General features: G+C 64.7%; 18 protein-coding genes, 1 tRNA gene and 1 pseudogene. 11 read left to right on the forward strand and 9 right to left on the reverse strand.

From position 1 onward, the window contains the following. Positions 1 to 103 precede the first annotated feature (103 nt). Positions 104 to 670, reverse strand: a complete 567-nt coding sequence (gene dcd / locus ACQCVD_RS03695) for a dCTP deaminase (RefSeq protein WP_426822348.1) — start codon at positions 668 to 670, stop codon at positions 104 to 106. Positions 671 to 766: 96 nt separating this feature from the next. On the opposite strand from dcd, the gene ACQCVD_RS03700 reads away from it, so the two are divergent. The 3 genes and pseudogenes from ACQCVD_RS03700 to ACQCVD_RS03710 all read left to right on the forward strand — a co-directional run bounded on the left by ACQCVD_RS03700 (position 767) and on the right by ACQCVD_RS03710 (position 3,393). Beyond that, a tRNA-Gly gene (locus tag ACQCVD_RS03700) sits at positions 767 to 840 on the forward strand. A gap of 424 nt (positions 841 to 1,264) precedes the next feature. Next, a pseudogene (locus tag ACQCVD_RS03705) lies at positions 1,265 to 2,746 on the forward strand (MFS transporter); the annotation flags it as partial. A gap of 401 nt (positions 2,747 to 3,147) precedes the next feature. Next, positions 3,148 to 3,393 (forward strand): hypothetical protein, encoded by a 246-nt coding sequence (locus ACQCVD_RS03710; RefSeq protein WP_426822395.1) that lies wholly within the window; start codon positions 3,148 to 3,150, stop codon positions 3,391 to 3,393. Positions 3,394 to 3,542: 149 nt separating this feature from the next. Here the strand turns inward: ACQCVD_RS03710 and ACQCVD_RS03715 are convergent, their stop codons facing one another. The 3 genes from ACQCVD_RS03715 to ACQCVD_RS03725 form a co-directional block, all read right to left on the reverse strand. Continuing rightward, the gene (locus ACQCVD_RS03715) at positions 3,543 to 4,637 is read right to left on the reverse strand and encodes an MBL fold metallo-hydrolase (RefSeq protein ID WP_426822349.1); all 1,095 of its coding nucleotides are present in this window, start codon (positions 4,635 to 4,637) and stop codon (positions 3,543 to 3,545) included. A gap of 219 nt (positions 4,638 to 4,856) precedes the next feature. Beyond that, positions 4,857 to 6,194: an MFS transporter gene (locus ACQCVD_RS03720; protein WP_426822350.1), complete on the reverse strand. Its 1,338-nt coding sequence runs from the start codon at positions 6,192 to 6,194 to the stop codon at positions 4,857 to 4,859. A 20-nt stretch (positions 6,195 to 6,214) separates the two neighbouring features. Then, a complete protein-coding gene (locus ACQCVD_RS03725) occupies positions 6,215 to 7,249 on the reverse strand; it encodes an MBL fold metallo-hydrolase (protein ID WP_426822351.1) in 1,035 nt (344 codons plus the stop codon). Positions 7,250 to 7,345: 96 nt separating this feature from the next. On the opposite strand from ACQCVD_RS03725, the gene ACQCVD_RS03730 reads away from it, so the two are divergent. From ACQCVD_RS03730 to ACQCVD_RS03745, 4 genes are all read left to right on the forward strand, one after another. Then, entirely contained in the window at positions 7,346 to 8,287 is a 942-nt protein-coding gene (locus ACQCVD_RS03730) for a LysR family transcriptional regulator (RefSeq protein WP_426822352.1), read from the forward strand. A gap of 65 nt (positions 8,288 to 8,352) precedes the next feature. Next, positions 8,353 to 8,745 carry a YidH family protein gene (locus ACQCVD_RS03735; RefSeq protein WP_426822353.1) on the forward strand — a complete coding sequence of 131 codons (393 nt, stop codon included), beginning with the start codon at positions 8,353 to 8,355 and terminating at the stop codon, positions 8,743 to 8,745. Further along, complete coding sequence (locus ACQCVD_RS03740) at positions 8,742 to 9,074, forward strand: DUF202 domain-containing protein (protein ID WP_426822354.1); 333 nt, start codon at positions 8,742 to 8,744, stop codon at positions 9,072 to 9,074. Before ACQCVD_RS03735 ends, ACQCVD_RS03740 begins: the two co-directional genes overlap by 4 nt. A 70-nt stretch (positions 9,075 to 9,144) precedes the next feature. After that, complete coding sequence (locus ACQCVD_RS03745) at positions 9,145 to 9,441, forward strand: 2Fe-2S iron-sulfur cluster-binding protein (protein ID WP_426822355.1); 297 nt, start codon at positions 9,145 to 9,147, stop codon at positions 9,439 to 9,441. Positions 9,442 to 9,478: 37 nt separating this feature from the next. Here the strand turns inward: ACQCVD_RS03745 and ACQCVD_RS03750 are convergent, their stop codons facing one another. The 3 genes from ACQCVD_RS03750 to ACQCVD_RS03760 form a co-directional block, all read right to left on the reverse strand. Continuing rightward, a complete protein-coding gene (locus ACQCVD_RS03750) occupies positions 9,479 to 10,810 on the reverse strand; it encodes a DUF2254 domain-containing protein (protein ID WP_426822356.1) in 1,332 nt (443 codons plus the stop codon). 640 nt (positions 10,811 to 11,450) lie between these two features. Then, positions 11,451 to 13,142, reverse strand: a complete 1,692-nt coding sequence (locus ACQCVD_RS03755) for a VanW family protein (protein ID WP_426822357.1) — start codon at positions 13,140 to 13,142, stop codon at positions 11,451 to 11,453. Positions 13,143 to 13,217: 75 nt separating this feature from the next. Continuing rightward, on the reverse strand, positions 13,218 to 14,396 hold the full coding sequence (locus ACQCVD_RS03760; RefSeq protein ID WP_426822358.1) for a glycoside hydrolase family 3 N-terminal domain-containing protein: 1,179 nt from the start codon (positions 14,394 to 14,396) through the stop codon (positions 13,218 to 13,220). 231 nt (positions 14,397 to 14,627) lie between these two features. On the opposite strand from ACQCVD_RS03760, the gene ACQCVD_RS03765 reads away from it, so the two are divergent. Continuing rightward, positions 14,628 to 15,245, forward strand: coding sequence for an SAM-dependent methyltransferase (locus tag ACQCVD_RS03765; RefSeq protein ID WP_426822359.1), 618 nt, complete (start codon positions 14,628 to 14,630; stop codon positions 15,243 to 15,245). Between the two features lie 85 nt (positions 15,246 to 15,330). On the opposite strand, the gene ACQCVD_RS03770 is transcribed toward ACQCVD_RS03765, so the two are convergent. Further along, positions 15,331 to 15,741, reverse strand: a complete 411-nt coding sequence (locus ACQCVD_RS03770) for a DUF302 domain-containing protein (protein WP_426822360.1) — start codon at positions 15,739 to 15,741, stop codon at positions 15,331 to 15,333. A 60-nt stretch (positions 15,742 to 15,801) separates the two neighbouring features. Continuing rightward, positions 15,802 to 16,059, reverse strand: a complete 258-nt coding sequence (locus tag ACQCVD_RS03775; protein ID WP_426822361.1) for a metal-sensitive transcriptional regulator — start codon at positions 16,057 to 16,059, stop codon at positions 15,802 to 15,804. Positions 16,060 to 16,182: 123 nt separating this feature from the next. Between ACQCVD_RS03775 and ACQCVD_RS03780 the strand changes: the two genes are divergently transcribed. From ACQCVD_RS03780 to ACQCVD_RS03790, 3 genes are read left to right on the forward strand one after another with little or no spacing between them, the layout of a single operon-like run. Next, positions 16,183 to 16,770: a rhodanese-like domain-containing protein gene (locus tag ACQCVD_RS03780; protein WP_426822362.1), complete on the forward strand. Its 588-nt coding sequence runs from the start codon at positions 16,183 to 16,185 to the stop codon at positions 16,768 to 16,770. Positions 16,771 to 16,810: 40 nt separating this feature from the next. Continuing rightward, positions 16,811 to 17,113, forward strand: a complete 303-nt coding sequence (locus ACQCVD_RS03785; RefSeq protein ID WP_426822363.1) for a rhodanese-like domain-containing protein — start codon at positions 16,811 to 16,813, stop codon at positions 17,111 to 17,113. Between the two features lie 24 nt (positions 17,114 to 17,137). Beyond that, on the forward strand, positions 17,138 to 17,998 hold the full coding sequence (locus ACQCVD_RS03790) for a sulfite exporter TauE/SafE family protein (RefSeq protein ID WP_426822364.1): 861 nt from the start codon (positions 17,138 to 17,140) through the stop codon (positions 17,996 to 17,998). Positions 17,999 to 18,009 lie beyond the last annotated feature (11 nt).

An 18,009-nucleotide genomic window follows, 5' to 3' on the forward strand; every position in this document is an offset into this window, starting at 1 on the left:
ATCAACTTATCCCCACTCCGGGGATGCCGCTTTATATCCAATTAAATGTCATCATTGGACTAGCCGAAAACTCAGTTTACCTGCGGGTTCACTCAGTATCTACTTAGTCACGGAAGTTCAGGTACGCCCGAGAGGGGGTAGGACCACGCTGCCCCTGATACTTCGACCCCAGCTTTCCACTGCCGTAGGGCACCTCCGCGGGGGAGGTCAGGTCAAACAGGGCCAACTGGCCGACCTTCATGCCCGGCCAGAGCATGATCGGCAGGTTGGCCACATTCGACAGCTCGAGCGTGATGTGGCCGTTGAAGCCGGGATCGATGAACCCGGCGGTGGAGTGGGTCAGCAGTCCGAGCCGACCCAGGGAGGACTTGCCCTCCAGTCGGCCAGCCAGGTCCGTCGGAAGCATGAACCGCTCCAGGGTGGAGCTGAGCACGAACTCCCCCGGGTGAAGCACGAAAGGCTCGTCCGGCTCCACCTCCACCAGGCTGGTCAGCTCATCCTGCTGCAGCTTCGGATCAATGTGGGTGTACTTCGAGTTGTTGAACACCCGGAAGAAGCGGTCCATGCACACATCGACGCTCGACGGCTGAACCAGATCCGGGTCATACGGATCGATTCCCAGTTTGCCGGAGTCAATTGCAGCACGAATGTCACGGTCGGAGAGAAGCACGTTCCCGAGTCTACGTGAGCAGTTTCGGGACCCGATTGCCACCCATGGCACCGATGGGTGTAAAGTGTCTCGATAGCACAGCCAAGCTGCGCTGATGCCGATGTAGTTCAATGGTAGAACATCAGCTTCCCAAGCTGAATACGCGGGTTCGATTCCCGTCATCGGCTCCACCTGAGCCCCTCGCCCCCGAAAGTACCCGGTGACGAGGGGTCAGCTCGTTCCGCATCGCCCTCTTTGTGGGCGCTTCCGGCCACGAAGGCCACTCCGCAGGCTCGGACAATGCCCGGCCCCTTCCCGCACACGTTGAGCTGCCGCCTCCGCTGAACAACTACGCCGGAGGACAAAAACCCACTCCCCCACAGGTTCTTCCGGTATCGGGCAAAGACAACTAGGGGCAATCGGGCACCCGTAAACACCCTCACCATCCCCAGGGCCCCCATCCTCACCAGCAGCAACACCGCCTGCCGCGCCAAAGCAGAATCTTCGACCTACTGTGGTGAGAACAATTGCATTTGTTTTGATACATCCAGCTTGGATATCTCCGATCCGTGTGTAATGCAGAAACGCACGCAACGCGACCGACGAGGTGGCCCCATGAGCGAAGCCCAGACCGGCACAATCACAACACAGATACCAGCACGCCTCGATCGGCTGCCCTGGTCCAGATTCCATTGGAAGGTGGTGATCGGACTCGGCAGCGTCTGGGTCCTGGATGGCCTCGAAGTCACCATGGTCGGCAACGTCGCCGCCCGGCTGACCGAGGACGGCAGCGGACTGGACATCTCTGCCGCCCAGATCGGCTTGGCCGGCGCGATCTATATCGTGGGCGCCTGTCTGGGCGCCCTCTTCTTTGGCCAGCTCACCGATGTCCTCGGCCGGAAGAAGCTGTTCATCTGGACGCTGGTGCTCTATCTGGCCGCCACCGTGGCCACCGCCTTCTCCTTCTCACCGTGGTTCTTCATGCTCTGTCGGTTCTTGACGGGTGCCGGCATCGGCGGTGAGTATGCGGCGATCAACTCCGCGATCGACGAGCTCATCCCAGCCCGGGTGCGTGGACGAGTGGATCTCATCATCAACGGCTCCTACTGGTTGGGGTCGGCCGCCGGTTCCGCTCTGGCGCTGGTGCTGCTCAACACGGCGATCTTCTCCGCCGACATCGGCTGGCGCATCGCCTTCGGGCTCGGTGCCGTCCTCGGTATCTGCGTGTTGATTGTTCGTCGCCACGTACCGGAGAGCCCGCGCTGGATGTTCATCCACGGACACGAGGAGGAGGCCGAACGCCTCGTCGACGGCATCGAGAAGGACATCGTCGAAGAGACCGGGGAAGCGCTGCCGCAGCTGGAGCCGAAGGACTCGATCACGGTCCGCCAGCGCAAGTCCATCCCCTTCACCGAGATCGCCAAGGTCGCATTCAAGCTCTACCCGAAGCGCGCCATCCTGGGCTTCGCACTGTTCGTCGGCCAGGCCTTCCTCTACAACGGCATCACCTTCAACCTCGGCACGCTGCTCAGCACCTTTTACGGGGTGTCCTCGGGCATGGTGCCGCTGTTCATCATCTTCTGGGCGCTGTCCAACTTCGCCGGCCCGGTGCTACTCGGCCACTGGTTCGACACCGTGGGCCGAAAACCGATGATCTCAATGTCCTACCTCGGCTCGGCGGCCATCGCCGTGGTGCTCGCGGTCATGCTCATGAACGAGGCCGGCGGGCAGTGGGGCTTCCTCATCGTTCTGGTCGCCTGCTTCTTCCTGGCTTCCGCGGGCGCCAGTGCCGCCTACCTGACCGTCAGCGAGATCTTCCCGATGGAGACCCGCGCCCTGGCCATCGCGTTCTTCTATGCGATCGGCACCGCCGTCGGCGGCATCACCGGACCGTTGCTCTTCGGCAACCTGATTGATTCCGGCAGCGCCACCAATGTCGCGATCGGCTTCCTCATCGGCGCCGCGGTCATGGCCGCGGGTGGCGTCATCGAGCTACTCTTCGGGGTGAAGGCCGAGGGACAGAAGCTCGAGGACCTCGCGATGCCGCTGACCATGGCGGACGCCAAGGACGGCACCGCAGCGGGTGACGACGCCCCGTCCAGCCAGGAGGACAAAGACACTTCCGCTGAGTCCCCGGAGGACGAGAACCGGCGCGCCAGTGCGGAGCGCATCGCGGAACGCCAGCGGCGTCGCACTGCGTCGCAGACCGGCATCCGGAAGTTCCGCCCGGGGCCAGGGTCGGGCGGGTACTCCCCGTGGATCCAGCCGGCCCCCACTGATGCTCCGGAAACCGCGTTGGACCAGGAGATCGAGACGATCGTCAACGTTCTCCGGGAACGTGGCCCTCTGACCAGGAACGCGCTGGCGTCTGTGGCCGGTGCGCGCTACTGGGGTCCGGGCGAGTTCCAGCGGGCCGTACGTGCGGCCACCTCGGAAGGCCGGATCGTCCGGGCCGACCGTGGCCGTCTCACCCTGCCGGAGGAGCAACCGTGACAGTGATGTGCAAGGTTCTCGGACACAGCCCCACTTTCTGGGCGGACGGCAACACTATGCGGTGGGAGTGCGAACGAGGCTGCGGCGAGGGCGACGGTTCGAAGAACTACGCCTCAGCCGCGGATGCGGAGCGGTACGCCAAGGCCCTCAACAAACGGGACAACGAGGACATCGGCAAGCGCGCGCCGCTGCTCGGACTGCTGCCGCTGCGGATCTGGCGGTGGTTCAAGAACCGCAATCAGCAGGGGTAGACAGACGAGGTCTATTAAGGAGCTCCACCGCTTCCCGACAAAAACACCGCACGCCCTGGTACGGACCGTGCGGTGTTCCGGTTTCACGGGAAACATTCATCCCGGTCCAAAGACTACGAATGACGGAGCTTCCGCTCCCCGGGCGCGTCCTACCGCTCGACGAGGTCCACGCTTTCATCCGTGATGGAGAAGCCCATCAGATCGCGGCCGACCGTCAACGGGCCGTCGTAGGTCTCCCGCGTCCGCCGCTCCAGTTCCTCGTCGCTGACGCCGGGCGCTTCCGAGGAGGTGCCGTTGACGATGTGGCTGTACACGGCCATCCGCGGTTCGGCCTTGCTGAAGATCTCGCCGGCCTGTCGGGGGTTGGTGTGGTGAGCGTACACCTGGGGAAGAGCGGAGGTGTCCTCGAACTCAGCCACCTCGTGGACCAGCAGGTCTACGCCGGTGCCGTATTCGACGACGTTCTCGTTCGGGACGGTATCACCGCTGATCAGGGCAGAGTGCCCCGCGTAGTCGACGCGGTAGCCCATGGCCGGGTCGATGGCGTTCTTCGGGTCGTGCTGGACCCGGAAGGCCGTCACCTTGACGCCGCCCTCGTCGAAGACGACGCCTTCTTCCGCGAATTCGTGGGCCTTGATTTCGGTCGTGTCCCGCTCCAGCTCACCGTCGGCGACGCGGACGTCGATGTCATCCGCGTGGGCCTGGCGCAGGCCGGCGACGAGGTCTTCCACCCCGGTCGGTCCGTACACGTTGAAGGCTCCCTCGCGCCCACCGAAGGCCGGGACGTAACCCGTCATCCAGAGGTCGCTGAGACCGTTGACGTGATCTGAGTGGTAGTGGGTCACGAAGACCCCGTCGACATCACCGATGGGAACGCCCGCCTGAGTCAGCCGCACGGCTGCCCCGCGTCCCGCATCAAAGACGAGATTGTATTCCCCCGCCTGGACCAGCGTGGACATACCGTAACGGGTGTCGCTGGGAACGGGGCTTCCGGTGCCCAGCAGGGTGACCCGCATTTCGTCCTCTGCCGGAGGCTGGGATGCCGCGTGGGTACTCGGCTTGTGAAGGTACTCCTCGGAGTCCTGGTCAGTGGAGGACATCGCGGCGACGTCACTGGTTCCCGTCTCCTCCGCAGCGCCATTGTTATTGGGCTCCGCCTCCGTGCCCGCGCAGGCGCTCAGAAACAGCGCGGCTCCCGTAACCAGGGAAAGAGCGGTGCGCTTGGCGCCATAAGTGTTTCTCACGTGAACTCCTTAATAGGTGAGCTAAAAAATTGTGCGTCTAGTGAGTCAAACTCACTAGCCGCACAGATTCATCTCACAATGCTATTTCCCCGTGTGCCGTGTAACAAACTCTCGATTAGCCCGCCGCCAGTCTCCGGCGGTGGACAGCATCCCACCTGACTGGTGGCGGCCACCGGCCGGTAAGGCACCCCGAATGCCAACACTTGCCAGGGGAGACGGTCAGGCAATATGGGCAAGGTTCTTCCGGCTGCTGTCGACGGAGATCAACACTCCCAGCAGGCACAGAGCGAGTACGCCGATCCAGATCCCACCGAGGAGGAACATCCCGCCCGCCGAGGCCATGACCGCGGTTGCGACCATCGGGCTGAAGCCGGCGCCCACCGTCGAAGCGGTCTGGAATGCCACAGAAGAACCGGTATAGCGGACCTTCGTGGGGAACAGCTCCGCGATGAATGCGCCGAGTGGCCCGAACATCACTCCCTGCAGTCCCTGCCCCAGGATGACCGCGACAGCATACCCGGAGACGGTCCCGAGGCTAGTCAGGTACAGGATCGGGAACACCGCGATGATGGTCAGGATCATGCCGGCAGCGAGAACCTTCTTCCGTCCGATCCGGTCGCACAGCCGGGCACTGATAATGGTGGTGAGCAGCATGACGAAAGCCGCCAGAGCCTTCGCGTTGAGTACTCCGGTCTTGTCCGCACCGTTGGCGACCGCCTCGCTGACCGCCCACACCGTGACCATGCCAGCCATGGTGAACTGGGCGATGCCTGCGAGCACACCCAGGGTCAGCTGGCGGGGGTGGAAACGGAACACCTCGGCGACAGGCATGCGCCGCTTGTCTGCCTTTTCCTCGAACTGCTGGAACAGCGGGGATTCCTGGACACGCAGGCGCACCACCATCGCGATCGCGACCAACAGGGCACTGAGGAGGAAGGGCACACGCCACCCCCAGGCGAGGAATTGCTCGTCGGGCAGTAGCGTTGCGATCGACATCGCGACCGTCGCCAAAGCTGCGCCTGCCGGGGCTCCCATGTTCGCGAAACTGGCGGCGAAGCCCCGTTTTCCACCGGGTGCCTGCTCAAGTGCAATGAGCATGGCACCACCCCATTCACCGCCGACTGAGATACCTTGGACGATCCGCAGCGTGATCAGCAGCATCGGAGCGAGGACACCAATACTCGCGGCGGAAGGCAGGAGTCCCATGGAGGTGGTCGCCACACCCATGAGGACCATGGACAAGACCAGCATTTTCTTCCGACCGAGCCGGTCTCCGAAGTGTCCGAAGATCATTCCGCCCAGCGGCCTGGCCAGGTAACCGGCAGCGAGTGTGCCGAAGGATGCGAAGGCCGCCATCACCGGGGACAGGTTGACGAAGAAAACCTGGTGGAACACGATGGCTGCGGATGTGGCGTACAGCAGAAAGTCATAGTATTCGATCGCACTGCCGAGGAAGCTGGAGGTGAGGATACGCCGCATATGCGGGGTGTTCAGAGAAGCATCCTTCTGCTCTGGCGGTGTGTCTTGCGCGGAGGAGAGTGTCTCTTGCGTAGTCATGGTGGTGTCCTTTTCTGCTGTCAGCGGAGAGCGGAAACGCGAGTTTGGGCGAAACTGATGCTTTCCAGGTCATCGGGAACCACCACGGGCCCGCTGAATGCCCGCTGAGCTTCTTCCCAGATATGTGCTCCGGCATCGCCGGGGACCAGGTGGTGCATGGCCAAGGCACCGACGTCGGCTGCCGCCGCAATCTGCCCTGCCTCAAACGGGGTGGTGTGGGACTTTCGGTGATGCTCGATCGTCGCGTCGCGGGTTTCCGGATCCACATTCGCGTACGCCGCCTCTGCCCACTGCATGTCGATGGCTTCGTGGAGCAGGAGATCCGTGTCCTGCGCCAGCGTCACGAGGTTGTCGCACGGTGCAGTGTCCCCGGATATCGTGACCGATCCGTGGGCGGTATCAAAGCGGAAGGCGAAAGCCGGCGCTATCGGGGGGTGCGCCACGAGCGTGGCGCTGACTGTGCAATATTCATCACGGTAAATGACAAATGGCTCCATGTCTTCCGGAGTGGGGTTGGCATTGGGGTCGAAGCCAGACTCGGCCGGGACCATGATGTCCTCGGGCTGGAAAACCGTATACGGCGACGGCCGCAGAGAATCCAGCATCCGGTCCGTGACGTCGGTGGAGTGCGCCCTCAGAGTGTGCTCCACCATGCCGACCGTTCCCTCGGTCGGACTATCCGGGAACAGCGGGGAAACCTGTGATCCGGCGCGGGGATTGACCGGGGGAAGCATATTGCGGTCCCCGGGGCCGATCACCCTCACGGGACCCTTCCGCTGTCCCGTCATCATCCATCCGAACAGGAGGAAGCCTGCCAGGTCCACCGTATGGTCGGAATGCAGGTGGGTGAGGAAGAGACCGCGGAGCTGATGCGGGTCCAAGCCCGCCTCCGCAAATTGGGTAGCTGCTCCCCTGCCACAATCCACCAGATAGACAGCGTCCTCGATGACAACAGCGGTCGAGATTCCGCTGCGCCGCTTCCCGTTCTCAGCCGGCCCCCACCAGCGGGGCCCGCCGGCGGTTCCGAGGGTGATGATACGCGGTGCTGAACTCATGTGATTCTCCTTGTCTGGCTGCGATGAAACCAAGTATGATCCACACCACAAGAAAAGGAAAGCACAATTTGTCTCACATCTAATTGAGGAATGCTTATGTTATCCGGTTTCACCCTCCGTCAACTGGAGTATTTCGTCGCCATCGCTGACAACAAGACCGTTGCCGCTGCTGCTGAGACGCTGTTTGTCAGCCCAAGCGCACTCTCACTGGCACTAGGTGCCCTGGAAACGACTCTCGGCGTCAAACTTCTCATCCGGCAGCGGTCGCGGGGCACCACTCTCACTCCCATGGGCGAGGAACTCGTGGTTGAGGCGAGGAAGATCCTGTCGGCATCCCGGAGCCTGGAATCCGCTGCCAGCGCTATCCGGGGGGAGCTATCTGGGCCGCTGAATATCGGTTGCTTCGAGACGCTATCGCCCTGGGTAGTTCCACCGGTTCTCGAGCATTTTTCCAGGAACTTTCCGCAGGTGTCGGTGGGCATCCGGGAAGGCTCCGCCGATGAGCTGCAGGATGAGATGCGCAGTGGTCAGGTGGACGCCGCCTTCGTATTCCAGCTTGAGGTCAACTCCGAACTCGAACCTGTCCAGATCGCCGAAACGAGACCGCAGGTTCTCTTGGCGGTGAATCACCCCCTTGCTGAGCAGCCCGAGATCTCCCTGGAACAGCTCAAAGACGAGCCGGCGATTCTCCTCAGTATTCGCCCTGCCTTCGACCTGGTCCAGACCATGATGATCAAGGCGGGATTCACGCCCAATGTCCGGTGGAAGGTACGAAATGTGGAAACACTGCGATCCCTGGTGGGCAGGGGTTTTGGCTACAACATCGTACTCGGCTGGCCAGGACGGCTGGATTCCCATGACGGTTACCACCTGGTACGTCGTCCTATCGCAGATCCCCTGCCCAATAATTCACTTCAGTTGGTCTACCCGAAAGGGTCGCTCTCCAACGCTAAGGTCCGTGCACTACAGGAATTCGCCCTCACCGACTTGCCACAGCCCGGACAGCGGCAATCCGTCCCGGCAGACTCCCACCGCTGAAGCCATCCGCCCCATCACGTCTCGCGGTAGTTTTCACTGTCCACTTCACCAGCAGGAGAAACCTCATGTCCTTTTCTGATTCCCGCCTCACTGACGTCCCTGAACGCAGCAAATTCGAATCCCGGCTGCTCAGTGGTGGAGATGAGCCTGACCCCCGTTTCACGCTTGCCAACGAACGCACCTTCCTTGCCTGGACCCGAACTGCGCTGGCATTTCTCGCTGGCGGAATCGCACTTGAAGCGTTTCCGCCGGAGACATTCGCCGAAGAATTACGTACTCCCGTTGCGTTGTTAATCATCGTCATCGGATTGTTGATCGCGGCTGGCTCAGCGGTCCGGTGGATCAGAGTCGAACGCGCAATGAGACACAGTCGTCCCCTTCCCCTTCCGGGTATCGTCCCACTGCTTTCGCTGGGTCTGGTTGCGGCCATTGCGGTCATCATCGGGGTGTTCCTGTGAGGAGCACGCTGGTTCGCGAACACGATGATCCCGGGTTGCAGCCGGAAAGAACTTCGATGGCATGGACCCGCACCGCCATTTCACTTGCCGTTGTCAGCATGCTCTGGCTGCGATGGTCCCATGTCTACGGCGAGATCGTGCTGATCATGGTCGCGCTCATGATCTCCGCCGCGCTGCTGATTCACCTGTCCCAGAAACGGCGCTACCGTAAGGCTGCACGGGGCTTAGCGGCAAGCCAGGTACGTGCCGACGTCCGTGGGGTGCTGCTCATGGCGGCGAGCATCATCGCCTTCGGCCTCGGCGGGTTGCTGCTCATATTGGTTAACTGACTGGAGCACCACCCCGAGCTCAGTTGTCCCCCACGCATGCCTGGATCCCGAGACTATAAAGCGAGGTAACGTGACTGACGGCAACACAGAAGCCATCCGTACCGGCGAGGCGGACGGGGTGGCAGCGCAGTTCGTCTGGCCAGGGGAAAGCACGCTTCTTGACGCCCTGCTGGAGGCAGGTATCCCTGCCTACTACTCGTGCATGGAGGGCCACTGCGGCACCTGCCAGTGCACGCTGACGGGCGGACCGTCGCACATGCTCAACAACGAGGTTCTGCCCCGCTACGAGATCGAGCAGGAAGATCAAACACTGGCCTGCCAGACCATCCGCGACGGCGAGGGACCTTATTACGCAGAATACGAGTAAAGCGGCCCCTTCATAGATTCACACCGGTTCGCCGAACCTACCGGCTGTGATCAGCGGGGTCCGTGTCCTCCGAGACCAAGGCATAGAGACGTTCAACGTCCTCTGGGTGCAGACCCGGTTGTTCCCGAAGCGACTCGAGCAACAGTCGCACCTGCCGCTGCAGTGGCCCGACGAGGTGTTCACGGTCCTCGTCCTGAACGTGATCCATCAGCATCCGGAGGACGCGAAGAAGCGTGCCGGTCACCTCAGTCTGGTCCAGGCACTTCTGCCGGAGCTGGTCGAAAGCGTGGGAGATGTACTCCTCATGGGAGAGGTTCCAGGGCTGGACGAGCACCCGTCCGGTCCCGTCCTTCAGTGCAGGAGGCGCAAGCGGTGCGGCGAGCACTGTCCGCAGGAGACTCCCCAGGCGGAGGATGACCTCGACGGCAGTGGTGGGATCGTTGATGGCCGGGCTCAGTGCCCGTAGGCCGATGTCCACGAGCTGCCGGATGGCGAAGTCCACGTCCTGGAGCATCGCCCGCGCATCAGAGATCTCGATCGCCTCAGCAAGTCCTTTCCTGTTGCGCTCCGGCAGCGGCGGCCACGCCGTTATCAGGGGTTCACCCGAGTGAATGTAGGCGCCGACCCGGGTCTCCATGCGCACGACGGTGCCGGCGGGAGCAGCCTTGAATAACTGCCCGAGATCAATCTGGCTCACCCACCCATTGAACGGGGAGGAAATGACTACGGCCTCATCCGGGGCATCGTGGAACTCCTTGGCATCCGCGTGTTGCAGGCCGGGAGGCGTGGAATCGTGGGCGGTGGCAACTGCTTCTCCCTCCACTTCGATGCTCCGCGCCACGTTGCCGACCTGGAGCCCGTGGGCCAGATGATCGAGGTGAAGGATGATGCCGATCACCGTAACCAGGGTCAGGACGATGGCGACCATCAGAGATATCTGCGGGGCCGGATCTGTAGGTTCACCACTGATTCTCGGCAGGACGAGGACGCAGTAGAAGAAGGTGGCCAGGAGGAACCCGATGACCCGTTGGCTCAGCCGGTCCCGGATGAAGGAACGCATCACTCTCGGGGAGAACTGGCCACTGGCCAGCTGCAGGCTGACCACGGTGAGGGAGAAGACCACACCGACGGTGGTGATCATCGCCCCGGCGACAGTAGCCAGCAACCAGGTGGCGGCGTTGCTGCTCATCGCCACCGTGAACGGCACGGGGGAACCGTAGCCGAGAGCGTTGTCGATAGCCGGGGTCACCAGCGCCAGCACGATGCCAACCAGCATGATCAGCGATGGATAGAAGAACAGACTCTCCTTGAAACGGTATCGCAACGCCGCAAGACGAAGCTTCCATGAGATCCCATTACCTCTGGCCACCGATTAACTCCTTATCCCCGACCATTAATCCCCCTGCTGCCAGCATTATCGCAGGTGACGATGACGACGTAGCCGCATCAGGCGCGAAAAGCAGGCATCGTCACCACCTGTCCGTTTTCAGGCAGTGCTGTCAGTGTCCTGGTTTTGTCTTCGACCCCGCCAGCCTACCGACACTCCTCTCGAACCCTGTTGTTGAACCTGTTTTGGATGTTTTCCCAGGCGCTCGGACCGTAGCCCTGACAGATCATGCAGCAGCCTCGTCCAGCTCGCTCTGACTTCGTCACACCCTGCAATCTGCACCGCCACTCAAGCTAGATCTCGGCATCAGAGGAGGCACGGAGAGCCCTTAGTTTCGCCCAGTTGTCGGGCAGGTAGCGGAAACCGGGCTTTTGGCCCTCCGGGTAAGCCACAATCCGGCAGTAGCCGCTACCTACCCGACATCCCGGCCAAAGACTCCTCAGATCCGCCGAGCATGGGGCGCAACAGCACAGCTGTCGGGTAGGTAGCGGAAACTCGGCTATCTCCCCTCCCAGAGAGCCACAAACCCGCAATAGCCGCTACCTACCCGACACCCCGCAGCTGGGCCATAGCCCCAAGAAAGTCCCCGGAGCCCCAACCCCAGAACACCGAACCTGACCCGCTAAGAACACCGCACGATCGGCTGCGGGTCATAGACGGTGGTCTGGGTTTCCCGTGAAACCTCGTTGCCCGCCAGATCCCGCACAATCCTCGTGTCAGAGGTGGTGAAGCCCGGCGCCCCACCGGAGGGCGCGCAGTCGTCGCCGGAGAGGTTCATGGTCTGCGGGGAGGTCTGCGCCCAGCGTCCGTTGTTGACGGATTCCACGTTGTAGAGCTTCTCGCCCATGATGCGCACGGTGATGTCGTTGGCGCCCATGACGGTGTCGATGCGGATCGGTATGTCCGTGTTGTTGCGGAACTGCAGGTCGATGGCACCGTCGTAGATGGTGGCCTCGCGTCCGGCCGGGTAGCGGGAGATGTAGTAGCTGTGCGGGGTGTGGGTCACGTCCTCCAGCCCGGCGAAGTATGTGGCGTTGTAGAGGGTGGTGGCGAACTGGCTGATGCCGCCGCCCACGGCTTCGCCGGCGTGGCCGTCAATGATGATGCCGCCTTCCACGTAGCCCTGGGCGGTGCCGCGGGGGCCGGTGTAGCCGTTGAGGGAGAAGGTCTCGCCCGGGAGCACCAACGCGCCGTCGACCACACCGGCGGTGATGCCGATGTTGGTGCCGGAGGTCGCGGAGAAGTCGGAGGTGGTGAACTCGCCCATGACCTCGTTGAAGGTCGCGGCCTCGGCCTGTTCGGTGGTGAAGGAGGCCGGGTCGTCGATATAGGACACCTCGAACTCGCGCTCGGCGTCGCCGGTCACGCGCTCGGGGAAGTCCGCCAGGGTCTCCTCCCAGTTGATCTCCACGCCGTCCACGTGCGGGGTGACTGCCTTGGAGCCGCCGGGGAAGGTGATCTGGGCGTTCTGGCGCTCGGCCTCGGTCTGGCCCAGGTTTTCCGCCAGGATGCCCTGGGCGGTCTCCATGTCCACCTCGGTGCGGAAGGACCCGTCCTCATAGAGGAAGTTGACCACCTCACCCATGCGTTCGGTGGGGATCACGCCGTCGATCTCGTCGCGGCCGTGGGCCACCACGGGGGCGGAGACGGCCGCGGCGGCCTCGTTCTGGGCCACCTCCTCCACGGCCGCGGTGCTGATCTCCGGTTCGGTGATCTCGGCGTCGATCTCGATGCCCGCCGGTGCCAGCCACCCGGTGACCAGCTCGTCGCTCAGCTCGGCACGGTCGATGCTCTGGCCGTTGACGGCCTCGGTGGTCTCCACGGCGCCGTCGGTGAGCGCAATGGTGGCGTCCGCCGATTCCCGGGTCAGTTCGCTTTCCACCCGGTCGATGGTGGGGTGCAGGGCGGCGTCGTCGGTGTCACTGACGATGTCCACCTCGTAGTCCCGGAAGATTCCCAGCAGGCGGGTGACCGGGTTGAGGGACTGTTCGCCGGCGTCGGCGACGGTTTCCGCCCAGTTGATGGACAGTCCCGCCTCGGCGGGCAGCACCTGGGAGGCCAGTTCCCCGGCGCGGATCTCCACGGGGTGGTGCACGGCGTCGCCCAGCTCGCGCTCCAGGGTGATCTGGGCCGCGGCGGTGTCCATGCCGCCGATGTCCACGCCACCGACGGTTGCGCCGCGCGGGACCTTGTCCTTGTTGACGAAGTAGTCCACGCCATAGGCGATCGCCGCCAGGGCGATCAGACCGATGAGAATGCCGAGGGCGATTCTGGGGCCTCGGCCGCTCCTACTCCGGGTGTTTGAGTGACTCACGTATCACAGCGTATCGGGATTGCGGGCGTTCTCCTACTTGTTTGGCGCGTCGCACTCATCCCGTTATCAGGAAATCTATGCCACAAATTGGGTTTTCAGCCGCTCAGCAGCCTCATTGATACGCTCTTCCGGGATGTCACCGGCCTCCACCGCGGCGAGTACGGCGTCCACCACCTCCCCCAGCGGCTGCCCGCTGGACCACAGCGGCTGGTCCGCACCGGCGGCGATCGCCGCCACGACGGCGTCGGTGGTGCTCATCAGATCGGTCACCGCCGCCATGCCGGAGAGGTCATCGGTGTAGGCCACCCCCTCGAAGGGCACGCCGCCGGGGTAGTCGCCGCTGCGCAGCAGTTCATAGGTGGCCGGGTCCAGGCTGCCGGGGACGTTCTGATCCCCCAGGCCGGGCACCACCATGTGCCCGATCATCACCTCGCCCGGGGCGTGGGCGAAGACCTCGCCGAAGGGCGGCAGATCCTGCTGCTCGAGCACCTCCAGCGGCGGGGTGACGGCCAGGCCCTGATGGGTGTCGCCGGAGGCCTGCCCGTGGCCGGGGAAGTGCTTGAACACCGGGGTCACGCCAGCGTCGGCCAGGCCCCGGGCGAAGGCCTCGGCGTAGCGGGCGGCCTCCTGCGGATCGGCGGAGAAGGAACGGTCCCCCACGATGTCCAGCCCGGCGATGTCCAGGTCGATCACCGGCGCGAAGTTGACGGTGATGCCGTGCGCGGCCAGGCTCTCCCCCATCTTCTCCGCCTCCGCCCGCAGCTGCTCCGGGGTCATGCTCGCCGCCATCTCCCGGGGTGCGGGCCAGCTGCCGAGCACCTCGGAGTGACGCTGGACGCGGCCGCCCTCAAAATCGATGGCCACGGAGAAGTCCCGTCCGATCTCCTCGCGCAGCGCCTGGATGTTCCGCCCCGGTTCGGTGAGCATGGCCGGATCCCCCCAGCTGGTGATGAAGATCCCGCCGGCGCCCTGCTCCAGCTTGGCCTTCGCGTCGTCATAGCTGGTCACTCCGACCATCATCAACGAGGCCACCTGCGCCCGCAGATCCTCGGTCCCCGCGGGCACGCGTGACGACGCCGTGGTGCTCGGCGACGCGCTCGAGGTTGCGGTGGCCGGATCCTCCGGCACGGTGCTGCTTGCCGACGTCGCCGGCGCCTCCCCCGCGATATCCTCCTCAGCCGACTCGCCGCAGGCGGCGAGCAGGCCGGCCGCCACGGTGACCCCGATGATGGCCGCGGTGATCTTCCTGCGCACGTGGTGCCCCTTTCCTCGACTGCCCCACCCTGGCTGACGGGCAGTCATCATTGTTACCGGCCAGTCTGCCCCATGTCGCCACCCCGGTGGCCGGCCGGGCCGGCGCACCCCGGGCCGCGACCGATACCCGCCGGGGTATCGGTCATCACCTACTTCCGGACGAGCGGGCTGAGCTGCGAAAACAGTTGGCCATGGTTGCGGCACCCCGGTGCCGGGCGGACAATGGCGTCCATGAGCAACCAGGAGATGTGGGAATCGCGCTACCGCGAACAGAAGGAGCACACACCGGACGGGGCGGAGCCCCACCCGGTGGTGATCGAGCAGGCCGAGGAGGTCATCGCCGGGGCGACGTCCGCCGGGGAATCCCCCGGTGACCTCCGCGCCGTTGACCTCGGTTCCGGCTCGGGCCGGCACACGGTGGCGCTGGCCGAGCTGGGAATGTCCGTCACGGCCGTGGATTTCGCAGCCTCGGCCCATGACGTGGTGCAACGCGACGCCAGGGAGCGTGGCGTCGAGGACCGGGTCACCTCGGTGACGGCGGATGTCGCCTCCTGGGAACCGGAGGGAAGCTTCGACCTCATCGTGGCCGCCTACCTCCACATCGAGGACCTGGGGATACTGCGGAACACCGCGCGCTGGCTGGCGCCGGGTGGCCGGCTGGTGTGGATCGCCCACGCGCCGGAGAGCCCTCACGGCCCGCCGGCGACGGTGGTGCGGGAGAGCCTCGATGATTACCGCCGCGAGCTCGAGCCGCTGGACAGCCAGCTGTCCGTGGTGAGCCTGGAGGAGTACCAGCTCAACCCGGAGTTCCTGGACATCATCGCCATCATCGAGAACCCCGGGAAGTAGCCCCGGCCTCTGACAGAAATCAGGCCCGGCCCGATCCATCCGCGGATCGGACCGGGCCTGATGGCGTTCAGTCAGCTACCGCCGCTTACTCGCCGGCAAGTGCATCCAGTGCGGCGCGCAGCCGGGTGTCCGCGTCAGCGGCGACCTCCCGAACCTGCTCGCTGCCGCTCAGCTTGACCATCGTCTGCGGGTCGATCGCCTCGACGGTGGTCTGGTCGGCCGAGGCTCCCCGGCGGACCACGACATTGCATGGCAGCAGAGCGCCGAGCTCCGGCTCCGCGCTCAGCGCCTTGTTGGCGAGGGTGGGGTTACAGGCGCCGAGGATGACGTAGTCGCCGATGGCGTCGGCGGCCTCGCCCCCGAGCTTCTTGTCGAAGGTGGCACGGATGTCCACCTCGGTGAGCACGCCGAAGCCCTGGTCGGCCAGGACTTCACGGGTGCGCTCAATGGTTTTCTCATAGGACAGTGGGACGGTGACGGTGAGGGTGTAGCTCATGATGCTGCTCCTTGGGATAGTTCGGCTCTGACGCGACCCAGCCCGGCACTGCCGGATGGGTCAGGCGAGGGAGAGGAAGAGCTTCTCCAGCTCCTTCTTGTCCATCTCCTTGTCCGGGTTGGTCAGACACTGCTCGAGGCCGCTGGCGATGATCGCGAACCCCGCCCGGTCCAGCGCCTTGGTCACGGCGGACAGCTGGACGAGGACGTCCTTGCAGTCCCGCTCCTCCTCCAGCATCCGCACGACCGCGGAGAGTTGCCCCTGGGCGCGCTTGAGGCGGTTGAGCACGGGGGTCAGTTCGCTCGATTCAAGTTGCATGCGGTTCTCCTTCACCTGGCTGAATGATGTCTTCATCGTATACCGCCCCCGGTATCTTGCATACCCCCCGGGGTATCTGCCAGACTGGCGGGGCACATCCGAGAAAACCCCGAAAGGATCGCCATGCCCTCGCCCACCATCACCACCGTCGCACCGGACACGCTGCGCCAGTGGCTCATCGACCACGAGGAGCTCACCGTCATCGACGTGCGCTCGGCCGCCGAATTCGAGTCGCTCCACATCCGCGGCTCCTACAACGTCCCACTGCCGCTGCTGTCCGAACACGCCACCGAACTCGCGGAACGGCTCGGCGAACAGGTGGTCCTGATCTGCCAGTCCGGCGTGCGGGCGGAGCAGGCCCGGCAGCACCTGGCCGCCGCCGGCGTCGACACCGCCCAGGTGCTGGACGGCGGCGTCAACGCCTTCGCAGACGCCGGCGGGGACGTCGTCCGCGGTGCGAAGCGCTGGGCCCTGGAGCGGCAGGTGCGCCTGGTCGCCGGATCCCTCGTGGTCACCGGGCTGCTCGGCGGCAAATTCCTCTCCCCGAAGCTGCGCACCGTGGCGGGCGTCATCGGTGCGGGGCTGACGTTCTCCGGCGTGAGCAACACCTGCGCCATGGGCAAGGCCCTGTCGGTGATGCCGTGGAACAAGGCCGCGGCAACCCCCACCGCCGCAAGCGCCATCAACCAGCTGCCCGACAAATCCGCCTGACCAACCGCCTCCTTCCCGAGCAGAAACCGAGGAGAAAACCATGGCAGAAATAACCGTCTCCCAGGCGCACAGCCGAAGCGCCCAGGACCAGGTCCTGGACGTCCGGGAGGGATTCGAGACCGCCGACGGCGTGATCGGCGGGACCGTCCACATCCCGATGGGCCAGCTGGGCCACCGGCTCAACGAACTCGACCGGAACCGGCCCGTCATCGTCGTCTGCCGCAGCGGAAACCGGAGCGCGGCCGTGGCCGACGCCCTCAACCGGGCCGGCTACACCGCCGACACGATGGCCGGGGGCATGACCGCCTGGCAGCGCGCCGGCCTCCCCGTCACCCAGCTCTGACCCCCTGACAAGGATGCCCACCCCATGAGCCCCACCCTCATCCTCACCCTGCTGCTGTCCACCCTGATCGGCCTGTCGCTCGGCCTGCTCGGCGGCGGCGGGTCAATCCTGACGGTTCCCATCCTGACGTATGTCGCGGGACTGGGACCGAAGGAAGCCATCGCCGCCTCCCTGTTCGTGGTGGGCGTGACGTCCGCCGTGAGCACGGTCAACCACGCCCGCAACAGTCGGGTGAGGTGGCGCACCGGCCTGATCTTCGGGGCCGCGGGCATGGCAGGTGCTTTCGGCGGCGGGCTGCTCGGCGGACAGATCCCGGGGGCGGTGCTGATGATCGCGTTCGCCCTGATGATGATCGCCACCTCCGTGGCGATGATCCGCGGCCGCAAGGGCACCGCAGCGGGCGAGCAACACCGTAACCTCCCGCTGGGGAGGGTGCTTCTCGACGGCCTGGTCGTCGGCGTGGTCACCGGCCTGGTCGGGGCCGGCGGTGGATTCCTCGTCGTCCCCGCCCTCGCCCTGCTGGGCGGGCTGGCCATGCCGGTGGCCGTCGGCACCTCCCTGCTGGTCATCACCATGAAGTCCTTTGCCGGGCTGGCCGGTTACCTCACGTCGGTACAGCTGGACTGGGCCCTGGTCGGCGCCGTCACCGTGGCCGCCATCCTCGGTTCCCTGCTGGGGGCCCGCCTGGCCGGGCGCATCCCGGAGGCTCTCCTGCGCAAGGGCTTCGGCGTCTTCGTCCTGGTGATGGGCACCTTCGTCCTGACCCAGGAACTGGTGGACTCAATGGGGGCCGCCCTCGGCGCCGCCGCCGTGGTGGCCATCGCCGCCGGCGCCTGCTGGTCGGCCGTGCCCGCCTGCCCGCTCCGGGACACTCCCGTGCGGTAGTCCAGCAGCCG

Source organism: Corynebacterium halotolerans (assembly GCF_050107895.1).
Taxonomy (GTDB): domain Bacteria; phylum Actinomycetota; class Actinomycetes; order Mycobacteriales; family Mycobacteriaceae; genus Corynebacterium; species Corynebacterium halotolerans_B.